The 19,735-nt window shown below is 61.2% G+C and carries 16 protein-coding genes; 12 read left to right on the top strand and 4 right to left on the bottom strand.

The genetic code is table 11. From position 1 onward, the window contains the following. Position 1: 1 nt before the first annotated feature. Both selA and selB read left to right on the top strand, forming a co-directional pair. Entirely contained in the window at positions 2-1,381 is a 1,380-nt protein-coding gene (gene selA / locus AC6I8V_RS00440) for an L-seryl-tRNA(Sec) selenium transferase (RefSeq protein ID WP_497843998.1), read from the top strand. After that, positions 1,378-3,222, top strand: coding sequence for a selenocysteine-specific translation elongation factor (gene selB, locus AC6I8V_RS00435; RefSeq protein ID WP_497843997.1), 1,845 nt, complete (start codon positions 1,378-1,380; stop codon positions 3,220-3,222). The genes selA and selB overlap by 4 nt, the downstream gene beginning before the upstream one ends. Positions 3,223-3,502: 280 nt before the next feature. On the opposite strand, the gene glyS is transcribed toward selB, so the two are convergent. Together glyS and glyQ are read right to left on the bottom strand one after the other, a co-directional pair. Continuing rightward, positions 3,503-5,572, bottom strand: a complete 2,070-nt coding sequence (gene glyS, locus AC6I8V_RS00430) for a glycine--tRNA ligase subunit beta (RefSeq protein ID WP_497843996.1) — start codon at positions 5,570-5,572, stop codon at positions 3,503-3,505. A 9-nt stretch (positions 5,573-5,581) separates the two neighbouring features. Then, the gene (gene glyQ, locus AC6I8V_RS00425) at positions 5,582-6,493 is read right to left on the bottom strand and encodes a glycine--tRNA ligase subunit alpha (protein WP_084871630.1); all 912 of its coding nucleotides are present in this window, start codon (positions 6,491-6,493) and stop codon (positions 5,582-5,584) included. A 323-nt stretch (positions 6,494-6,816) separates the two neighbouring features. Here glyQ and AC6I8V_RS00420 point away from each other — a divergent pair, with 323 nt between their 5' ends. The 10 genes from AC6I8V_RS00420 (at position 6,817) to AC6I8V_RS00375 (ending at position 17,232) form a co-directional block, all read left to right on the top strand. Further along, on the top strand, positions 6,817-7,209 hold the full coding sequence (locus AC6I8V_RS00420) for a Rid family detoxifying hydrolase (RefSeq protein WP_497843995.1): 393 nt from the start codon (positions 6,817-6,819) through the stop codon (positions 7,207-7,209). A 9-nt stretch (positions 7,210-7,218) separates the two neighbouring features. Beyond that, complete coding sequence (locus tag AC6I8V_RS00415; RefSeq protein ID WP_497843994.1) at positions 7,219-8,190, top strand: D-2-hydroxyacid dehydrogenase; 972 nt, start codon at positions 7,219-7,221, stop codon at positions 8,188-8,190. 214 nt (positions 8,191-8,404) lie between these two features. After that, positions 8,405-9,301 carry a transporter substrate-binding domain-containing protein gene (locus tag AC6I8V_RS00410; protein WP_497843993.1) on the top strand — a complete coding sequence of 299 codons (897 nt, stop codon included), beginning with the start codon at positions 8,405-8,407 and terminating at the stop codon, positions 9,299-9,301. Positions 9,302-9,334: 33 nt separating this feature from the next. Next, the gene (locus tag AC6I8V_RS00405) at positions 9,335-10,861 is read left to right on the top strand and encodes an amino acid ABC transporter permease/ATP-binding protein (protein WP_497843992.1); all 1,527 of its coding nucleotides are present in this window, start codon (positions 9,335-9,337) and stop codon (positions 10,859-10,861) included. Next, positions 10,848-11,900: an alpha-hydroxy acid oxidase gene (locus tag AC6I8V_RS00400; RefSeq protein ID WP_497843991.1), complete on the top strand. Its 1,053-nt coding sequence runs from the start codon at positions 10,848-10,850 to the stop codon at positions 11,898-11,900. Before AC6I8V_RS00405 ends, AC6I8V_RS00400 begins: the two co-directional genes overlap by 14 nt. Continuing rightward, positions 11,900-12,823, top strand: coding sequence for an ABC transporter substrate-binding protein (locus tag AC6I8V_RS00395; RefSeq protein WP_497843990.1), 924 nt, complete (start codon positions 11,900-11,902; stop codon positions 12,821-12,823). The genes AC6I8V_RS00400 and AC6I8V_RS00395 overlap by 1 nt, the downstream gene beginning before the upstream one ends. After that, on the top strand, positions 12,823-14,199 hold the full coding sequence (locus AC6I8V_RS00390) for a dihydroorotase (RefSeq protein ID WP_497843989.1): 1,377 nt from the start codon (positions 12,823-12,825) through the stop codon (positions 14,197-14,199). The genes AC6I8V_RS00395 and AC6I8V_RS00390 overlap by 1 nt, the downstream gene beginning before the upstream one ends. A 14-nt stretch (positions 14,200-14,213) precedes the next feature. Further along, on the top strand, positions 14,214-14,975 hold the full coding sequence (locus AC6I8V_RS00385) for a GntR family transcriptional regulator (RefSeq protein WP_497843987.1): 762 nt from the start codon (positions 14,214-14,216) through the stop codon (positions 14,973-14,975). 35 nt (positions 14,976-15,010) lie between these two features. Further along, the gene (locus AC6I8V_RS00380) at positions 15,011-16,126 is read left to right on the top strand and encodes a mandelate racemase/muconate lactonizing enzyme family protein (RefSeq protein WP_497843986.1); all 1,116 of its coding nucleotides are present in this window, start codon (positions 15,011-15,013) and stop codon (positions 16,124-16,126) included. 110 nt (positions 16,127-16,236) lie between these two features. Continuing rightward, positions 16,237-17,232 (top strand): acyltransferase, encoded by a 996-nt coding sequence (locus tag AC6I8V_RS00375; RefSeq protein WP_497843985.1) that lies wholly within the window; start codon positions 16,237-16,239, stop codon positions 17,230-17,232. On the opposite strand, the gene AC6I8V_RS00370 is transcribed toward AC6I8V_RS00375, so the two are convergent. Continuing rightward, on the bottom strand, positions 17,217-18,149 hold the full coding sequence (locus AC6I8V_RS00370) for a GlxA family transcriptional regulator (protein ID WP_497843984.1): 933 nt from the start codon (positions 18,147-18,149) through the stop codon (positions 17,217-17,219). The genes AC6I8V_RS00375 and AC6I8V_RS00370 overlap by 16 nt on opposite strands. Before the next feature lie 128 nt (positions 18,150-18,277). Continuing rightward, positions 18,278-19,720, bottom strand: a complete 1,443-nt coding sequence (gene xylB, locus AC6I8V_RS00365; RefSeq protein WP_497843983.1) for a xylulokinase — start codon at positions 19,718-19,720, stop codon at positions 18,278-18,280. Between the last annotated feature and the right edge of the window lie 15 nt (positions 19,721-19,735).

The following is a 19,735-nucleotide window of genomic DNA, read 5'->3' as shown; positions in this document are numbered from 1 at the left end:
AATGAAAACCCTGTTTAGTCAGCTGCCTGCCATCGATAGCCTGCTGCGCGACCCCGCGTTGCAGCCGCTGGTCAATGAAGCGGGCACGGCGTTTACCACGCGCCAGCTGCGTGCTATGCAGCAGGAAGCGCGCGAACATATTCAGCAGCACCAGGCGTTGCCCGCCTGGCACGCCAGCTGGCCGGATGAAGCGCTGCGCCGATCCGGGCAGCAGCGTCAGAGCGCGCTGCGTCCGGTGTTTAATCTTACCGGCACGGTGCTGCATACCAATCTGGGCCGCGCCCAATTAAGCGCTGCCGCCATCGACGCGGTGGCTGCCAGCCTGCGCCAGCCGGTGACACTGGAGTATGCGCTGGATGATGCCGCACGCGGCCATCGCGATCGCGCCGTCGCCGCGCTGCTGTGTGAACTGACCGGCGCGGAGGATGCCTGCATCGTCAATAACAACGCCGCCGCGGTGCTGCTGATGCTCGCTACCCTGGCCCCCGGTCGCGAGGTGGTCGTTTCACGCGGCGAACTGGTGGAGATTGGCGGTGCGTTTCGCATTCCCGATGTGATGCGCCAGGCGGGTTGTCGTCTGGTCGAGGTCGGCACCACCAATCGCACCCATTTAAAGGATTATCGTGCGGCGATCAGCGACGATAGCGGCCTGTTAATGAAAGTTCACACCAGCAACTACCAGATTCAGGGCTTCACCCACGCGGTGCCCGAAGCGCAACTGGTGGCGCTGGGCAATGAATATCAGCTGCCGGTCATCACCGATCTCGGCAGCGGTTCACTGATTGATATGTCGGCCTGGGGTTTACCCGCCGAGCCGATGCCACAGCAGCTGATTGCCGACGGCGTCAGTCTGGTGAGTTTTTCCGGCGACAAGCTGCTGGGCGGGCCGCAGGCCGGCATTATCGTCGGCAAAAAAGCGCTGATTAATCAGCTGCAACAGCATCCGCTGAAGCGTGCGCTGCGCGTCGATAAAATGACGCTGGCGGCGCTGGAAGCCACGCTGCAACTCTATCGTCACCCGGAAAAACTGCGCGAGACGCTCCCCACCCTGCACCTGCTGACTCGTCCGCCACAGGAAATTCTGCAACAGGCCGAGCGGCTGATGCCTGCGCTGGAAAGTGCCTATGGCAACGATTTTTCACTGGCGATAGCCCCCTGTTCGTCGCAAATCGGCAGCGGATCGCTTCCGGTTGAGCGTCTGCCCAGCTTCGCTATCACCCTGAGTCCGCGTGACGGCCAGGGCGGCACCCTGACAGCTTTAGCGCAACGCTGGCGCGCCCTGCCGCAGCCGGTGCTTGGCCGCTTGCAGGAAGGCAAGTTGTGGCTCGATCTGCGCTGTCTCAGCGATGAAAGCGCCTTAATCAGGACCCTGGTCGCATGATTATCGCCACCGCCGGGCATGTCGATCACGGCAAAACCGCGCTGTTGCAGGCGCTGACCGGCGTCAACGCCGACCGGCTGCCGGAAGAACAACGCCGGGGAATGACCATCGACCTCGGCTACGCCTACTGGCCGCAGCCTGATGGCCGGGTAATTGGGTTTATCGATGTGCCGGGCCATGAGAAGTTTCTCGCCAACATGCTGGCGGGGATTGGCGGCATCCATCATGCGCTGCTGGTGGTGGCCTGTGATGATGGCGTGATGCCGCAAACCCGCGAGCATCTGCAACTGCTTAGCCTGGCCGGGCAGCCGCCGTTAAGCGTTGTACTGACAAAAGCGGATCGGGTCGATACCGCACGCATCCACGCCGTGCAGCAGCAGGTGGCGCAGCTTACGCAGGAAATGGGCTTCCCCTCCGCCCCGCCCTTTATCACCAGCACCACCACGCAGCAGGGTATCGAGCCTCTGCGCCAGCATCTGCTTAGCCTGCGCGAAACCCCTTTCGATCCCCGGCGTCGCTTTCGCCTCGCCATTGACCGCGCTTTTACCCTGAAAGGCACCGGCCTGGTGGTGACCGGCACCGCGCTGGCGGGAGACGTTAAGGTCGGCGACAGCCTGTGGCTCACCGGCGTCAACCAGCCGGTGCGCGTGCGCGCCCTTCATGCGCAGAATCAATCCGTCAGCCGCGCGCAGGCCGGGCAGCGTATTGCGCTGAACATCGCCGGTATGGTGGAAAAAGCCCAGATCAATCGGGGAGACTGGCTGCTGAGCCAGCAGCAGGAGAGCGGCACCACCCGTCTGACGGTGGCGTTAACGCTGCTGCAACCGCTGAAAAGCGCCTCGCAGCCGGTACATATCCATCATGCCGCCAGCCACGTCACCGGGCGGTTAACGCCGCTTAGCGATCGGCTTGGCGAACTGGTGCTGAGCAGCCCATTGTGGCTGGCGGACAACGATCGTCTGATCATCCGCGACAGCAATGCGCAGCATACGCTGGGGGGTGGCCGGGTGATTTTGCTGAACAGCAAAAAGCGCGGTAAGCGGCACCCTGACTATCTTGCCTGGCTGCAACAGCTGGCGCAGGCGGCTGATGATGCGGGCAGCGTGACGGCTTACCTTGATCATCAGCCGGGCGATGAACGCGAACTGGCATGGGCGCGCCAGCTCACGCCCGAGGCGCTGGAAACCCTGCTGGCCGCCATCGCCCCCGTGCGTCTGGCGCCTGCGCTGATGCAGCCGACGCAGGCTACGCGCTGGCAGCAGCAGCTACTCGACGCGTTGGCCTGTTTTCATCAGCAACACCCGGAACAACCGGGCCTGGGTCACGATCGCCTGCGCCGCATCGCACTACCCCATGCACCGGCAGAGTTAGTTGTGGCGCTGACTGAACAGGCGCTGGCGCAGGGCAGCATTCAACAGCGTCAGGGCTGGCTGCACCTGCCCGATTTCGAACCGCGCTTTAATGCGCAGGAGGAAGCGCTGTGGTTGCAGGTACATCCGCTGTTTGCAGACCAGCCGCTGTGGGTGCGTGATATCGCCAGCGCGCTGCAACAGGATGAACAGCAGGTGCGCGCCCTGCTACTCACCGCCGGACGCCTGGGGCATATCACGGCGATCGTGCGCGATCGCTACTACCGCAGCGACCAGATCCAGATCTTCGCCGATCTCATCCGCCAGCGCGCCCTGCTCGGTGGCAGCACCTCGGCGGCGGATTTCCGCAACCAGCTCGGCACCGGGCGCAAAGTTGCGGTGCAAATCCTCGAATTTTTTGATCGCAGCGGCTTTACCCGTCGTCGTGGCAATGAACATCTGCTGCGCGATGCCCGCTTGTTTGACGCCTGATTTTCGCCTTATCCCGCAATTGCTGATGTAACTCCGATTCATCGTTGAACAAAAATGTGCCAGGACGTAAGAATATTTCTTACATCAGGTAACCGCTATGGCACGGACGATGACGATAGATTTGGGTAGAGAAGCAGGCGGAGAATCTTAACAGGCTCATTCAGGAGGGCCTGGAGAGTGGTGAGCCGATGGAATGGGACAGGGAAACTTTCTCAGCACTCCCGCTCAATGAAAACAAAAGGGACGATTTCTCGTCCCTTGCTGTTCAACCGGCTCTGACTTACTGCAACAGCGAAATATCCGCCACTTGCAGGAACAGCTCGCGCAGCTGGGCCAGCAGCGTCAGACGGTTAATACGTACCGCCTGATCATCCGCATTCACCATTACTTTGTCGAAGAAGTTATCTACCGACTCACGCAGCTGCGCCAGTTCGATCAGCGCATCCTGATAGCGGCCCTCTGCGAAGTAGGGTTGCAGTTTGCTGCTCAGCGCGGTGACGAAAGTCGCCAGCTTGATCTCTTCGTTCTCTTTCAGCAACGAAGCCTGCACGCTGTCGTTCAGGGTTTCGGTCGATTTCGCCAGGATGTTGGACACACGCTTGTTGGCGGCGGCCAGCGCAGCGGCTTCTTCCAGGCTGCGGAAGTGCGACACCGCCTTCATGCGCGCATCGAAATCAGCCGGACGCGTCGGACGACGTGCCAGCACCGCCTGAATGGTATCAACGGTGTGGCCCTCTTCCTGATACCAGGTACGGAAACGGCCCAGCATAAAGTCGATAACGTCATCCACGACCCTGGCATTGCTCAGCTTGCTGCCGTACAGGCGCACGGCCTCTTCGGTCAGGGTTTGCAGATCGAGCGGCAGGTTCTTCTCGACGATAATACGCAGCACGCCCAGCGCGGCACGGCGCAGCGCGAACGGGTCTTTATCGCCTTTCGGATGCTGACCGATGCCGAAGATGCCCGCCAGGGTATCCATTTTGTCGGCAATCGCCACGGCACAGGCTACCGGGTTGGACGGCAGCTCATCACCGGCAAAACGCGGCTGATACTGCTCATTCAGGGCCACCGCGACATCTTCCGCTTCGCCATCATGGCGTGCGTAGTGCATCCCCATCACGCCCTGGGTGTCGGTGAACTCGAATACCATGTTGGTCATCAGATCACATTTGGACAGCAGGCCAGCGCGGGTGGCGTGATTCACGTCAGCACCGATCTGCGCAGCAATCCAGCCCGCCAGCGCCTGAATACGATCGGTTTTATCGCGCAGCGTGCCCAGTTCCTTCTGGAACAGCACGGTTTCCAGACGCGGCAGATGATCTTCCAGACGTTTTTTGCGGTCGGTGTTGAAGAAGAATTCCGCATCGGCGAGACGCGGGCGGACGACCTTCTCGTTACCGGAGATAATCTGCTGCGGATCGCTCGACTCAATGTTGGCAACAAAGATGAAGTTCGGCAGCAGCTTGCCGTCGTTGCTGTAAACCGGGAAGTATTTCTGGTCACCTTTCATGGTGTACACCAGCGCTTCTGCCGGTACCGCGAGGAATTTCTCTTCGAAGGTCGCGGTCAGCACCACCGGCCATTCCACCAGCGAGGTGACTTCTTCCAGCAGGCTATCGCTCAGGTCGGCATTGCCGCCCAGCTTCAGCGCCGCTTGTTCTGCATCGGCTTTGATCTGCGCTTTACGCGCTTCATAGTCGGCGACAACTTTGCCGCGTTCCAGCAGCAGCTGCGGGTACTGATCGGCATTGTCGAGGGTGATTTCCGGCTCGCCCATAAAGCGATGGCCGCGGATCACCCGGTCAGACTGAATGCCCAGGATAGTGGCCGGAATCAACTCCGCGCCCAGCAGCAGGGTTACGGTATGCACCGGACGCACAAACTGCACGTCGCTGGCGCCCCAGCGCATCAGTTTCGGGATCGGCAGTTTGCTGAGCGACGTCGCGATCATCGCGGGCAGCAGGGCCTGGGCGCTTTCGCCTTTCACCTGGGCGCGATAGACCAGCCATTCGCCTTTATCGGTATTCAGACGCTCGGCCTGATCGACAGTGATGCCGTTACCGCGCGCCCAGCCTTCCGCCGCTTTGGTGGCGTTGCCGTCAGCATCAAAAGCAGCGGCAATCGCCGGGCCACGTTTTTCCACTTCGCGATCGGGCTGTGCAGCGGCAAGGTTAGCCACTTTCAGCGCCAGGCGGCGCGGCGCGGCAAACCAGCTGACATCACCGTGCGCCAGGCCAGCGGTATCCAGTTCAGCGGTGACATGCGCAGCGAAGGCTTCCGCCAGGCTGCGCAGCGCTTTCGGAGGCAACTCTTCGGTGCCAATTTCCACCAGGAAAGTTTTATCGGTCATGGCTGCCTCTTACTTGTTGTTATTGCACATCGGGAAGCCCATCGCCTCGCGCGAGGCATAATACGCTTCAGCCACGGCTTTGGTCAGGGTGCGAATGCGCAGAATGTAGCGCTGACGCTCGGTCACCGAGATCGCCTTGCGCGCGTCCAGCAGGTTAAAGCTGTGCGCGGCTTTCAGGATGCGCTCATACGCAGGCAGCGGCAGCGGCTTTTCCAGCGCCAGCAGGTGCTGCGCTTCTTTCTCGTACTGCTCGAAGCAGGTGAAGAGGAAATCCACATCGGCGTATTCGAAGTTGTAGGTCGACTGCTCCACCTCGTTCTGGTGGAACACATCACCGTAGGTGGTTTTGCCCAGCGGACCGTCACTCCAGGTGAGATCGTAGACGCTGTCCACGCTTTGGATGTACATCGCCAGACGCTCCAGACCGTAAGTGATCTCGCCCGTTACCGGCTTACACTCAAGGCCGCCCACCTGCTGGAAGTAGGTGAACTGCGTCACTTCCATGCCGTTCAGCCACACTTCCCAGCCGAGACCCCAGGCACCCAGCGTCGGGTTTTCCCAGTTGTCTTCCACGAAGCGGATGTCGTGAACGGTCGGATCGATACCCAGCTCTTTCAGCGACCCAAGGTACAGCTCCTGAATGTTGTCCGGCGATGGCTTGATGATCACCTGGAACTGGTAGTAGTGCTGTAAACGGTTCGGGTTTTCACCGTAGCGTCCATCGGTGGGACGACGTGACGGCTGCACATAGGCGGCAGCGATTGGCTCTGGCCCTAATGCGCGCAGGCAGGTCATCGGGTGAGAAGTGCCAGCGCCCACTTCCATGTCCAGCGGTTGGACGATGGTGCAGCCCTGACGCGCCCAGTAATCCTGCAAGGTCAGGATCAGGCCCTGAAAGGTCTTGGTATCAAACTTTTGCATGTTGAATTCGCACGCGATACGGGTGGATTAAAAAAGAGTGCGACAGTATACCCTTTGACCGCGCAATGTGCAGCCGGAAATCCTGACGGCTGGCAGCGGTGAAATGCAACGATAAGAAAATCGTATACGATTAAACCAGTCATCGTAAAGCGAGCAAATTAAAATCATTTTTTCTCTTAATTTCAGATAAATATACACCAAAACACCCAGCCTGATTTTGTGATGCAAATCACCTTTCTGACCCTATGGTCAAAAATCACACATTGACACTTGTATAATCGTATACGAAATTGCGGTGAAACAGTTTTGTCTGGAATTTAACCATGAAAACCGCCATTGCCTACCCCGGAATGAATGCCAGTGACCGCCCGCTCGGCCCGGCACCGCTCAGCGCAGCGGTGCTGCGCGAACCGATGCTGTTCATCTCCGGCCAGGTCGCTATCGATCCCTACAGCGGCCAGATTGTCGGCAACGACATCGCCAGCCAGACCCGCCAGGTACTAAAAAACGTCGGCGATCTGCTGAGCGAAGCGCAGATGACCTTCGACAACGTGGTACGCGTCACCCTCTACCTGACCGATCTCAGCAACTTTGCGGCGATGAACGATGCCTACAGCGAATTCTTCCAGTTTCCGTTTCCGGCACGCGCCACCGTCGGTATTCAGCTCAACCATCCTGACCTGCTGGTCGAGATGGAAGTCACGGCGATGCGCTAGGGGATGGTCATGCATATTCATATCGAAAACGACGCCAGCGGCCCGGCCGCGCTGCAACTCCCGTCCGAACTGCTGCGTCAGCGGCTGGAGGCGCATCCGCAGCTGCGCAGCCACTTCACGCTGAGCGAAAACAGCGATCCGGCGCACAGCGCCCATTTTCTCAACCGCTGCGACATCCTGTGGGCCGGACGCAAGCTGGCGCTGGATCAGTTCGCAGCCCCCCACCTCGGCTGGGTGCAGGTGATGTCAGCTGGCGTTGAGCAGTGGCTCGCGCACTGGCCGACGGGCGTGACGCTGACCAATGCCTCCGGCGTGCACGGCGATAAAGGCGCGGAGTTCATTCTGATGGCGGCGCTGATGTTCAACTTCGGCATTCCTGGATTTTTGCAGGATCAGGCACAGCGGCTGTGGCGGCCAAGTTTCGGCGGCTGTGCACGGGGCAAAACCGTGCTGTTGCTGGGGGTGGGCGGTATTGGTTCGGCGGCAGTCCGGTTGTTAACCGCGCAGGGTTATCGCGTGATTGGCGTGACGCGCAGCGGCCAGTGTGATGCCCCGGTAGCGCACTGCATCAGCATCGAAGCCCTCGACGAATGGCTGCCGCAGACCGATGTGCTGGTATCGACGCTGCCGCTGACGCCGCAAACCCAGCGTTTGTTTGACCGTCGCCGTCTCGATCTGCTGCCGAAGGAGGCGGGGATTGTGATTGTTGGCCGTGCGGATGTGTTTGATTACACCGCGATGCGCGAAAAGCTCAACGCAGGCGAGCTGGCAGGCGCGGTGCTGGATGTTTATCCGCAGGAGCCGCTGCCGGCCGACGACCCGCTGTGGCACACGCCGGGCGTGGTGATGACGCCGCACTGTAGCCTCGACGATCACGGCGCGTACCTCGAAGGCTGCCTCGATTTATTTATCGATAACCTGGTGCGCTTCCGCAGCAGTCGGGCGCTGCGCAACCAGGTGGATGTGGCGCGTGGGTATTGATGGCCTTCGCGTTAGCCCGGTCGCCAGGGGCGCCATTTATGGCGACCAACAACGCACGCCGATTTAACCGGAGGGTCGCCATTTATGGCGACCAGCAACGCACGCCGATTTAACCGTAGGGTCGCCATTTATGGCGACCAATAAAAAGCACCAGGAAGTTCATAAGTCACAAGGTCATCGCTTACTCATTCACCAGCACCAGGGGAACCTTATTATGAAATTTGCACGCCTCGCTTTGTTGTTATCCGGCATCACCGGCACGCTGCTGGCTGGCCTCGCCAGCGCCCATGCTGCCGCCACCGACCCTATCAAACCCACCGCCAGCGACTTTGCCGCGATGGCGCAGTGCAAAACGCTACAGGCGAAATATCCGTCGCTGAAAGGCAAAGATCTGGTGGTAGGCCTCGGCGGTTACACCAAAGGTTTTGAAGCGCCGTCAGAAAACGACCCTGGCATCATTGAAGGTCTCGACCCGTCGCTGTTCGAACGTATCAGCAGCTGCCTCGGCGCGAAGCACAGCTACCAGAACGGCTCGTTCAACGTGCTGCTCACCTCCATCGCCAGCGGTCGTGCTGATATCGGCCCGATGCTGTACGTCACCGACGAGCGTCTGAAACAGATCGCCTTCGTTGCCTCGGTACAGGTGCAGGACGGCTCGGTAGTCGCCAAAGGCAATCCGAAGAAAATCAACAGCGTGGATGATCTGTGCGGCAAAACTGTCGCTGCCGCCGCCGGTACTTACGAAGCCAACAAACTGGTGCCAGAGCAGAGCGCCAAATGCACCGCTGCCGGTAAGCCTGAAGTCAGTATGCTGATGGTGCAGAACACCGACAACAGCATCCAGGCGGTGAAAAGTGGTCGTGCCGACGTTTACCTGACCGAAGCCGGTTCCGCCCGCGCCATCGCCAAAGCGGACGGCACGCTGGACAGCGCCTTCACCGTTGACCTGCCCATCATGGTCGGCTTCCCGATTGCCAAAGACAACGCCACGCTGCGCGGTGCGGTACTGGATGCCATGAAGGTGATTCAGGAGAGCGGCGCGCAGAAAAAACTGCTGGATTACTGGGGCCAGGGCGGTAGCGCCGAGCGTCCGGTGGTCGCACGCGGTTAATTCCTATCCTGAAAGCCTGCCGGAGATAATGTGGTGGATGATTTCGTAAAATATTTAACCCTGCCTTATCTCTGGCAGGGCGCCGTGATCGCAGTTGAACTGCTGGTCGGCGCGTTAGCGGGCGGCATAGTGATTGGTTTTTTCCTGGCGCTGGCCAGCACCTCAAAATATCTGTTTATTCGTTTACCGGTGAAGATTTACATCTACACCCTGCGCGGCACCCCGGTGCTGCTGCAACTGATTCTGCTCTACAACGTGCTGCCGGAATTTGGCCTGCGCTTCAGCCCGTTTACCAGTGCGCTGCTGGCGCTGATGATTAACGAAACCGCCTTCTGCGCCGAAATCATCCGCGGCGGCATTATGGCAACCGATCGCGATCAGAGCATGGCCGCGCAGGCCTTTGGCTACTCGCGCACCAAAGAGATGATCCACGTAGTGATCCCGCAGGCCCTGCGCGCCATCCTGCCCACCATGGGTAACGAGACCGTCGGTCTGCTGAAATCCACGTCGCTGGCGTCGGTGGTGGGCGTCAACGAGTTAACGATGCGCGGCCAGGCCATCGTGTCGCAAAACTTCCTGTTTATCCCGGTACTGGTCGCTTCCGGCGGCATCTATCTGATCCTCTCCACGCTGCTGGCCGGGGGCCAGTGGTGGATGGAGAAATTCTACAATCTTGATGAACGCGCCCGCCGCGCCCGCGCCCGTCTGGCGACGCTACCGCTGGACGCCGATATTATGCCGATGCATTTGCCGAAGCGTCGCTGGGACACGCAAACCGCCGCGCCGGTGCTGGAAGTCGATAATCTGTGCGTCGAATACGCCGGAAAAGCGGTGCTGAAATCGCTGTCGCTCACGGTGCGCCGTGGCGAAGTGGTGGTGCTGCTGGGCCGCTCCGGCTCGGGCAAAAGCACGCTGCTGAAATCGATTCTGGCCCTGACGCCGCGCAGCGCGGGCACCATCCAGACCGAAGGCCATTTTATGGGCACCGACGCCAACGGTAAGCCGCTGGCGCAGCGTCATCTGCCGGTTAACCGCGCCAAATCCGGCATCGGCATCGTGTTCCAGCACTTCGCGTTGTTCGATCATCTCACCGCGCTGGAAAACGTGATGAGCATTCTGCTGCGCGTGCAGGGCGCCCAGCCGGAAGTGGCGCGCGCCAAAGCGATGCGCGCGCTGAAGATGGTCGGCCTCGGTGATTTCGCCGCTTCGCTGCCGCATGAGTTGTCCGGCGGCCAGAAACAGCGCGTCGGCATTGCGCGTGCGCTGGCAGCGGAGCCACAAATCCTGTTGTTTGATGAACCCACCTCGGCGCTCGATCCCGAGCTGGTGCGCGAAGTGAACCAGACCATGCGCAGCCTGGCGCAGACCGGTATCACCATGATCATCAGTACCCACGATATCGCCTTTGCCGCAGGGGTGGCCGATCGCGTGGTGTTTCTGCAAAACGGTGCGCTGATAGAAGAAGGGCCACCGGCGATTCTGAAAAACCCAACCACACCCGCTTTTGCCACTTTTCTCGAACACGAAAATGCCACGGAGGCGCAGCATGTTAACGCCTGAATTGCCGTTTGAACTGGCGGCGCGCGAGCGCCTGGGTGAACCCTTGTTCCGTTATATGCAGGGTCTGCCCGCCGATGCCTTTGGCGACAGCAATGACGCCAACCATCTGGCGCTGCGCCGCTATCGTCTGTTGCCGCGCGTATTGCAGGGCAACGACGCCATCGATACCCAGGTCACGCTGATGAATCAGACGTGGGCCGCGCCGATTGGCGTCGGCGCCTTTGCCGGCGATCGCCTCTTCCACGAAGAGGGATTGCTACCCATTGCCCGCGCCTGCAAACGCCTGCAACTGCCGCTGGTGATCTCCGAAGAGACGGTGACACCGCTGGAGCAGATCGGCGCGGAGTATGCGCGCTGCTGGTTGCAACTGCGTGCGGCGGGCGACGTGGCGCGGATTAAAGATTTGATCGACCAGGCGGCGGCCAGCCAGTTCAGCGCCATCGTGCTGACGGTGCTGGCGCCGGTGCATCCGGTGGCGGGCCTGCAACCGGGCGGTTTCTCGGTCGGCGACGCGCTGAAACAGCGTGGCTGGCATACCATCGGTGGCAGCCAGCCGGGCGTCGAAGCCCTGTCGGCGTTTCCGGTGTGGCGCTGGCAGCAGATTGATGCCATCGCGGCGCACTGCGCCGATCGCGGCCTGCCGCTGCTGTTAAAAGGCGTGCTGCATCATGATGATGCCGCCCCGGCAGCGACGCATGGCGTAAGCGGTTTAATTGCCTCGAATATCGGCCTGCGCCAGAGCGCGCGCTGGGCAACGCCGGTCGATCAGCTACCCGATTTGCTGGCCGTGACGCGCCTGCCGCTGCTGCTGGATGGCGGTATTCGCAGCGGCAGCGATGCGGTGGTGGCCCGCTGTCTCGGTGCGTCCCTCTCCCTCAGCGTACGACCGATCATCACCGCGCTGGTCGCGGGCGGCGAAAGCGCGGTGTTTGACCTGCTCTCCGGCTGGATCAACGCCATCAGCGCCATCAGCCACTGGTGCGGCGTCAGCGAGATGAGCGCGCTCAACGGCAGTTTTGTCACGGAGGCGCGCGCCTGATGCATCAGTTAATTTTCAACCAGGGCGACGCCAGCGAATCGCGCATTTATTACTGCGCGCACTACCTGGCCGAGAGCCTCGGCCTGTATGCCGCTCAGGGCCTTAACGTCAGTTTCACCACCAGCGCCTCCGGGGGACACACCATTCAGGGCGGTCAGGTTCCGGCGGTGCTCAGTCGCGAGGCCGATCTGACGCTCGGCGGCCCGATGGTGGTGATGAAGCATTATCAGCAGCACGGTGCCGAATTGCAGTGCTTCTGTGCCTCGGTGGCGGCCAATCCGTGGTTTCTTGCCGCCGCTCAAGCGCAACCCACGTTCCAGCTCAGCGACCTGCGCGGCAAACGGGTGCGCGATGTCGGCAACGTCGGCACCGCCACCCTGACCTTCCGCTGGCTGCTGGCGCAACACGGCCTGCTGGATGAGGTCAGCCTGATCCCCGGCAGCGGCGATGCGGCGCAGGACTTTCACGCCGTGGCGCGTGGCGAGGCCGATTACGCGCTGCACGCCATGCACGCGCTGGCACCGGCGATTGCCGCCGGGCAACTGGTCAGCGTCAGTAGCCTGGCGGGGCTGTGCGGCAACGTGCCCTGGAGCGCCTATATCGCCCGTGCCGATGTGCTGCGGGAAAAAGCAGAGGCTTTTGCCGCCTTCGCGCGCGGCACCCGGCAGGCGCTGGCGTGGATTGCCCAGCATGATGCCATTAGCCTCGCCGACCAGGTGCAGCGCTGGTATCCCGGCTATCCCTTTGACGCGCTGGTTACCGGCCTGGCGGCTTACCAACAGGCGGGCGTGTTTGCCCCCGGCAGCCAGATTCCGCGCGCCGAATTTGACCACTTTAGCCAGCTGCTCAGCGCCATCGGCTGGCTGGACCCTTCTCAGCCGGTACCTTATGCGGCGCTGGTTACGCAGGCAGGAGCAGAGTGATGAAACTATTAATTATCAATGGCCAGGTGGTCAGCGAAACCCGCGCCGCGCCAGCAGATTTGCTAATTGAAGACGGCAAAATCAGCGGCATTCTGACGCCAGGCGCCGTCACCAGCGGGGTGGATAGCGTGATCGACGCCCGCGGCCTGATTGTGTTGCCCGGCGCGATTGACGTGCATACCCACTTCACCGGCTCACACGACTTCCCCGAGCAGGAGCTGCGCGAAGGGTCGCGCGGCGCGGCGGCGCATGGCGTCACCACCATCGTCGAAATGCCGCATTCGCTGCCGCCCGCGACCTCGCTGGCGAACTTCACCGCCAAGCGCGGCTGGCTGGCCGCCAACTGTTCGGTGGATTACGCCATGTGGGCCGGACTGGATGGCCGCAACGTTCATGAGCTGGCGGCGCTGGATCAGGCCGGAGCGATAGCCTTTAAAGCCTTTCTGTGCAGCGGCGCGCCGAACGGTGAGGCCACGGATGAAAAAGGGCTGCCGCGCCTCGACGATGACGGTCTGCTGCGCGCCATGCGCGAGCTGGCCACCTTTGATGGCCTGATTGGCGTGCACGCCGAAAACCACGACATTCTGATCGGGGCAGGCAGCGAACTGCGCCGCGCCGGGCGTAAAGATATCCGCGCGCACGCGCTGGCCGGGCCGGAAATTGCCGAGATTGAAGCGGTGGGTCGCGTACTGGCGATTGCTGAAGAGACCGGCGCGCGCTGCCATATCGTGCACGTCAGCTCCGCGCGCGCCGCCGAAACCATCGTCGCCGCCAAAACGAAGGTGCGCGCCAGCTTCGAAACCTGCCCGCATTACCTGATTCTCGACGAAGAAGATCTGGTGCGCATCGGTCCCAACGCCCGCTGCGGTCCGCCGATTCGCCCGCGTCCGGTAGTGGATGCGCTGTGGCAGGTGCTGCTGCGCGGCGACATCGACATGATCGCCTCCGACCACTGCCCCTACACGCCCGCGCAGAAACAGGCGGGTGAAGCCAGCATCTGGGATGCCGGGATGGGGCTGACCGGGGTGGAAACCCTCAGCCCGATGTTCTTTAGCGCGGCCCATATCGACCGCGGCCTGCGGCTGACCGAATTCGCCCGGATGACCGCCAGCGGCCCGGCGAAAGCCTTCCAGCTGTGGGGCAAAAAAGGGGCCATCGCCCCCGGTTTCGATGCCGACCTGGTGTTTTACGACCCCAGCCAGAGCTGGACGGTGCAGGGCGCAAATTTCCACGGCCTCGGCAAGTGGAGCGCATTTGAAGGGATGCGCTGTCAGGGTAAAGTGGTGCGAACTCTTATTCGTGGCGTCACGGTTTACCAGGATGATCAAATGCAGGTTGCCCCTGGCTTTGGTCAGTTCGTGACCCGGCAGGCATAGACAGGACAATAACCATGGCTGGAAAGTCGACCCCTCGCAGCAAAAAAAGCAGCGCCCCGCTGGCGCTGGATGACCAGGAGCAGAACAGCTGGAGCGCGGCGCGACCGCGCACGCTGGTCGATCACGCGGTTGACGCCATTCTCAGCGCCGCCTCGCGCGGACTGATTCTGCCCGGCGACCGCGTCGCTGAACCGGATCTGGTGGCAAAGCTGGGGATGAGCCGCGTCCCCATTCGCGAAGCGCTGCGCATCCTCGAAAGCCAGGGCATCGTCACCAGCGAACCCTATAAAGGCATTCGCCTGATGGAGATCTCCCACCAGCGGCTGGAGCAGATTATCGACGTACGCATCCCGCTGGAAACCCTGGCCTGCCGTCGCGCCATCGAAGCCGGACGCAATGGCGCACCTCAGCTGAACCAGCTGTATCAGGGGGTGGCTGATATGCAGATGATGATGCAGCGCGACGATGTTTACGGTTTTGCCTCAGCCGACACCGATTTTCACCGCACGCTGTGCAGCTTTGCGCACAACCCGGTGCTGAGCAATTTGTGGGAGTCGATTGCGCGCCAGCTGACGGTGATTTTCGGCCTCTCCACCATGGGCAAATCGATGAGCGACATCATTGAGGAGCATCAGCGGCTGATTAACGTTTTCGCCGAAGGCGATATCGCCAAAATGACCGACGAGATTGAAAACCATATCCGCATTCAGGCGCTGGATGTGGATTACGAAACCATTATTACGCAGCGCCGGGCGCAACGCTCCAGCGTCAGCTGACACTTTTTTCTTGTCTTTACACCAGGATAACCACGATGAAGATCACCAACGTTGAGGCGTTTTACCTGCGCCTGCCGGTAATTGAGCAGCGCACCGACAGCTCTCAGGATGCGCTGCTGATTAAAATCACCACTGATGCGGGCATCACCGGCTGGGGCGAAGTGGATGGCAGTCCGTACGTCACCAAAGCCATCATTGAAGCGCCCTATTCCCACACCATGGTCACAGGCCTCAAGTCGCTGCTGATGGGCGAAAACCCGCTGGAAACCGGACGTCTGTGGAAAAAAATGCATCGCGCCACCATTTATTACGGCCGCAGCGGTGCGGTGTTGCAGGCGATGGCGGGCATTGATATCGCGCTGTGGGATATCAAAGGCAAAGCGCTGGGCAAACCGATTGTTGAACTGCTGGGCGGTGCGCTGCGCGACAAAATGCGCGTCTACTCCTCCAATATGTTCCAGTTCAGCGTGGAAGAGACGGTGGCGCGAGCGAAACACGCGATCGACACCGGCCATAGCGGGGTGAAATTTGGCTGGGAGCCATTCGGCACCGACGAAGCGCTGGATTTGCGTTATCTGGAAGCGCTGCGCAGCGCGATGGGCGACAGCGTCGATCTGATGCTGGATGTCGGCCACGTTTGGGACGCCAAAACCACCATTCGCCGCGGCCAGCGCTATGAACATCTGAATCTGTTCTGGATTGAAGAACCGCTGCACCCGGATAACTACGCCGGTTACGGCCAGGTCTCCGCCGCCTGCCAGCAGCATATCGCCGCCGGTGAGCAGGAGTGTTCGGTGGTGGGCTTCCAGCGGCTGATCGACGAAGGCGGCATCGATATCGTGCAGATCGACCTGACGCGTACCGGCTTTACCCAGGCGATGGAGATTGCCAGCTATGCCCACAGCCGTGGCCGCAAGGTGTGCAACCACAACTTCACCACCGACATCAACACCGCCGCCTCGCTGCATTTCCTGTGCGCCATTGAGAACGCGCTGGTGATGGAGTATTGCGTCGAGCCGGGCGAGATCAGCCGTTCGCTGGCGAAAAAGCCGGTGCGTATCGCCGATGGTTACGCCTGGCTGCCGTGCGAGCCGGGACTGGGCGTTGAACCCAACGAAGCGGTGATCGAAAAATTCCTCGTGCGTGATTAACGCGCCACGCGCCCGCAGCCAGACGGCTCTGAATTCCAGGTCCAAAGGTTGTTGGCGCGCCCGCCACTGACTACCCTTCTCCGCATGGACGTTCGGCGCTCGGGGAAGCCATGTCGCAAAAAATCAACTGGATCGACAACTTACGTGCGATCGCCTGCCTGATGGTGATCGTCATTCATACCACCACCTGGTACATCACCGGGCCGCTGGCGGTAAACGGCATCAGCTGGGATGTCGCTAACCTGCTCAATTCAGCCTCACGCGTCTGTGTGCCGCTGTTCTTTATGATCTCAGGTTATCTGTTCTTCGGCGAACGCAGCGCGCAGGGGCGGCATATGCTGCGCATCGTGCTGTGCCTGCTGTTCTACAGTGCAGTGGCGCTGGCCTACATCACCTGGCTGACGCCGATCAGCGAGGGTCGCTCGCTGCTGAAGCTGTTACAGAAACCGGTGTTCTATCATCTGTGGTTCTTCTTCGCGATTATCGGCATCTACCTGCTTTCGCCGCTGATTCAGGTAAAAAACGTGCCGCCGCGCTTCGTGGCGTTGCTGGTGGTGGTGCTGGCCGTGCTGGCGAACCCCAACACCGTCAGCCAGTCTGTCGGGCCGTTTCACTGGCTGCCGGTGAATTTATATGTCAGCGGCGACAGCATTTATTACCTGCTGTATGCGCTGCTGGGGCGGGCGATTGGCTGTATGACGACTGACCGGCGTGGCGTAACCCCGCTGGCGGCGCTGGGCTTTATCGTCTGCGTGGCGGGCATTGCGCTCGGCACCAAACAGATGCTGAAAATCAATGGCGCGTTCAACGACACCTGGTATCTCTACTGCGGGCCGCTGGTGTTTATCGCCGCCATCAGTTTGCTGGTGCTGTGTAAAAACGCCCTCAACCAGCGCCCGTTGCCGCTGCTGGCGACCATTTCACGCTATTCCCTGCCGATTTACGGTTTTCACGCGCTGTTTATCCATTATCTGCGCACCAACCATTACGACGACATGGCTAACCCGTGGATCGATTTACCCTGGGTATTTGGCGTAACGCTGATCGGCAGCCTGCTGCTGGCCATGCTGCTGAAACGCGTGGATAAACATCATCTGGTGAGCTGATCGTCCCAGCGCTGGAGCGCGCGCCGCAGCTGACGCGCCGAGGAGAAACCCGCCGCCAGCGCGGCCTTTTCTGCCGCTTCACCCTGCTGCTGGCGCTGGCGGGCAATCACCAGCCGCAGCTGTTCATGGTATTCGCGCACGCTGATACCAAGATGCTGGCGAAACAGGCGCGTCAGATGACGCGGGCTGACGTGGGCGCGCTCTGCCAGCGCAGGCAGCGACCAGTCGTACTCCGGGTGGGCAATCATCACATCCTGCGCGCGATGGATCGCCGGATGCAGGTGGTTACGGTAACGCAGCCACGGCGACAGCTGAGGATCATCGCCAGAGCGGCGGAACCACACCACCATTTCACGCGCCACCGCCAGCGCCAGACGCGCGCCGCATAAGCGGTTAATCAGGTGCAGCGTCAGATCGATGCCTGCGGTGATCCCGGCGCTGGTCCAGATGCCGCCGTCTTCAATAAATACGCGATTTTCTTTGACCAGCGCGGCTGGCGCGGCGGCCTGCAAACGCGACAGCACCTCGTGATGGGTGGTGCATTGCACGCCATCCAGCAAACCCGCCTGCGCCGCCAGTAATGAACCGGAGCAGACGCACACCAGCGTGATGCGCTGTGAACGGATATCGGCCTGCTGCTGACGCAGCCAGTCACGCGCCTGAGCGGCGGCTGGTGTGTCGTAGCAGGTCCGTGAGTCGTGCACGCCAGGTATCACCAGCAGGCTGTTGGCCGGTAGCTGTGCAGGCAGCGGGGCAATGTCGCTGATGGTCATGTGGGTGGACCCCACGACGCTGGGCTGCGGGCCGATGTAGTGCAGGCTGAAGTGGCCCCCTGCCAGCTGGAAGGTTTCTGCCGGACCGGTGAGATCGAGCACCATCACGCCAGGCAAAGTCAGGAAGAAGACGGGTTGTGGCATGGTGCGCTCCGGTTAGGGCCGACAGGTTATACGTGGTCATTGCAGGGTCGCCATGTATGGCGACCGCGCTACATCATACCTGACCCCACCGCCAATCCTATGCCAATTCAGGACATCTCCACTTCGCGTCAGGACATCAACGGCAGCAGCTGCTGATACAGGCGGGCAAACACCTCGCGCTGTGGCTGGTAGGCGCGGTGCCGTACCATATCGGGCTGATGGCGTTGCGCCAGTTCCGGCGTTGGCAACGCGCTGTCGGGATCGATCGCCAGCTGCGCCAGGCGTGCCGCGCCGAGCGCTGGCCCCACGTCGCCGCCGTGGCAATAATCCAGCGTCAGCCCGCTGATATCCGCCAGCATCTGCCGCCAGTAAGCGCTGCGCGCGCCACCGCCAATCAGCATCACCGCTTTCGGCTGGACGCCACATTCATGCACCGCATCCATCCCCTGCGCCAGCGCAAATCCAACCCCCTCCAGCACCGCCCGTGCCAGTTCCGGCCTGCCATGCTGATGCGTCAGACCGAAAAACGCGCCCTGGGCCTGCGGGTTGTTATGCGGCGTGCGCTCACCCGAGAGATAAGGCAAAAACCACACCGGTGAAACATCGCTGCGCGCCTGTTCCGCTGCGGCCAGCAGTTGCGGCACATCGTCGCAGCCGGTCAGTTTCGCGGCCCAATCCAGACAGGAAGCGGCGCTGAGGATCACCGACATCAAATGCCAGCGCTGCGGCAGCGCATGACAAAAGCTATGCACCGCGCGCTGGGGGTTGCTGAGATACCCCTCGCTTACCAGGAAATAAACGCCCGAGGTGCCAAGCGACAGCATCCCCTGCCCCGGCTCAACCATGCCCACGCCGACCGCACCGGCAGCGTTATCTCCTCCTCCGGCCACCAGCGGCACCGGCGGCATTTGCCAGCGTTCGGCGATATCCGAACGCAGCGTGCCGGTGATCTGGTTGCCTTCAAACAGCTGCGGCATCTGGCGGCGATCCAGTCCACAGGCGCTGAGCAGTTTGTCGCTCCAGTCGCGCTGCGCCACGTCGAGCCACATCGTCCCTGCGGCATCGGACATATCACTGGCGAAATCGCCACTTAAACGCCAGCGCAGATAATCTTTCGGCAACAATACCTTATCGACCTGGGCGAAAATCTTCGGCTCATGCTGCTGCACCCACAGCAGCTTGGGCGCAGTAAAACCTGGCATCATCAGGTTGCCGGTGATGGTGCGCGAGTCCGGCACCTGTTGCTCCAGCTGACGGCACTGCTCGCTGCTGCGCCCATCGTTCCATAAAATCGCCGGACGCAGCACCCGCTGCTGTGCGTCCAGCAGCGTGGCGCCGTGCATCTGCCCCGTCAGGCCAATGGCCCGCACGCCGCGTAAATCGTGCTGCTGTGCCAGCGCCTGCATAGCCTGATCGGTCGCCAGCCACCAGCTTTCGGGATCCTGCTCGCTCCACAATGGCTGCGGGCGCGATACCTGGAGCGGCGCACTTTCCACCGCAATCACCTGCCCCTGCGCATCCAGCAACACGACTTTAACGCCGGAGGTGCCTAAATCGATCCCGATAACCATGCTGCTCTCCCGAAG

It is taken from the genome of Pantoea sp. X-Soil-TKNS-1207 (genome assembly GCF_059730485.1).
This window is presented reverse-complemented; position numbering and strand designations above follow the sequence as displayed.

Coding starts and splice junctions, on each gene's coding strand:
- xylB (WP_497843983.1), bottom strand. CDS start 19,720: ATGGTTATCGGGATCGATTTAGGCACCTCCGGCGTTAAAGTCGTGTTG.
- selB (WP_497843997.1), top strand. CDS start 1,378: ATGATTATCGCCACCGCCGGGCATGTCGATCACGGCAAAACCGCGCTG.
- AC6I8V_RS00415 (WP_497843994.1), top strand. CDS start 7,219: ATGCATATTCATATCGAAAACGACGCCAGCGGCCCGGCCGCGCTGCAA.
- AC6I8V_RS00380 (WP_497843986.1), top strand. CDS start 15,011: ATGAAGATCACCAACGTTGAGGCGTTTTACCTGCGCCTGCCGGTAATT.
- selA (WP_497843998.1), top strand. CDS start 2: ATGAAAACCCTGTTTAGTCAGCTGCCTGCCATCGATAGCCTGCTGCGC.
- glyQ (WP_084871630.1), bottom strand. CDS start 6,493: ATGCAAAAGTTTGATACCAAGACCTTTCAGGGCCTGATCCTGACCTTG.
- AC6I8V_RS00375 (WP_497843985.1), top strand. CDS start 16,237: ATGTCGCAAAAAATCAACTGGATCGACAACTTACGTGCGATCGCCTGC.
- AC6I8V_RS00395 (WP_497843990.1), top strand. CDS start 11,900: ATGCATCAGTTAATTTTCAACCAGGGCGACGCCAGCGAATCGCGCATT.
- AC6I8V_RS00370 (WP_497843984.1), bottom strand. CDS start 18,149: ATGCCACAACCCGTCTTCTTCCTGACTTTGCCTGGCGTGATGGTGCTC.
- AC6I8V_RS00410 (WP_497843993.1), top strand. CDS start 8,405: ATGAAATTTGCACGCCTCGCTTTGTTGTTATCCGGCATCACCGGCACG.
- glyS (WP_497843996.1), bottom strand. CDS start 5,572: ATGACCGATAAAACTTTCCTGGTGGAAATTGGCACCGAAGAGTTGCCT.
- AC6I8V_RS00420 (WP_497843995.1), top strand. CDS start 6,817: ATGAAAACCGCCATTGCCTACCCCGGAATGAATGCCAGTGACCGCCCG.
- AC6I8V_RS00385 (WP_497843987.1), top strand. CDS start 14,214: ATGGCTGGAAAGTCGACCCCTCGCAGCAAAAAAAGCAGCGCCCCGCTG.
- AC6I8V_RS00390 (WP_497843989.1), top strand. CDS start 12,823: ATGAAACTATTAATTATCAATGGCCAGGTGGTCAGCGAAACCCGCGCC.
- AC6I8V_RS00400 (WP_497843991.1), top strand. CDS start 10,848: ATGTTAACGCCTGAATTGCCGTTTGAACTGGCGGCGCGCGAGCGCCTG.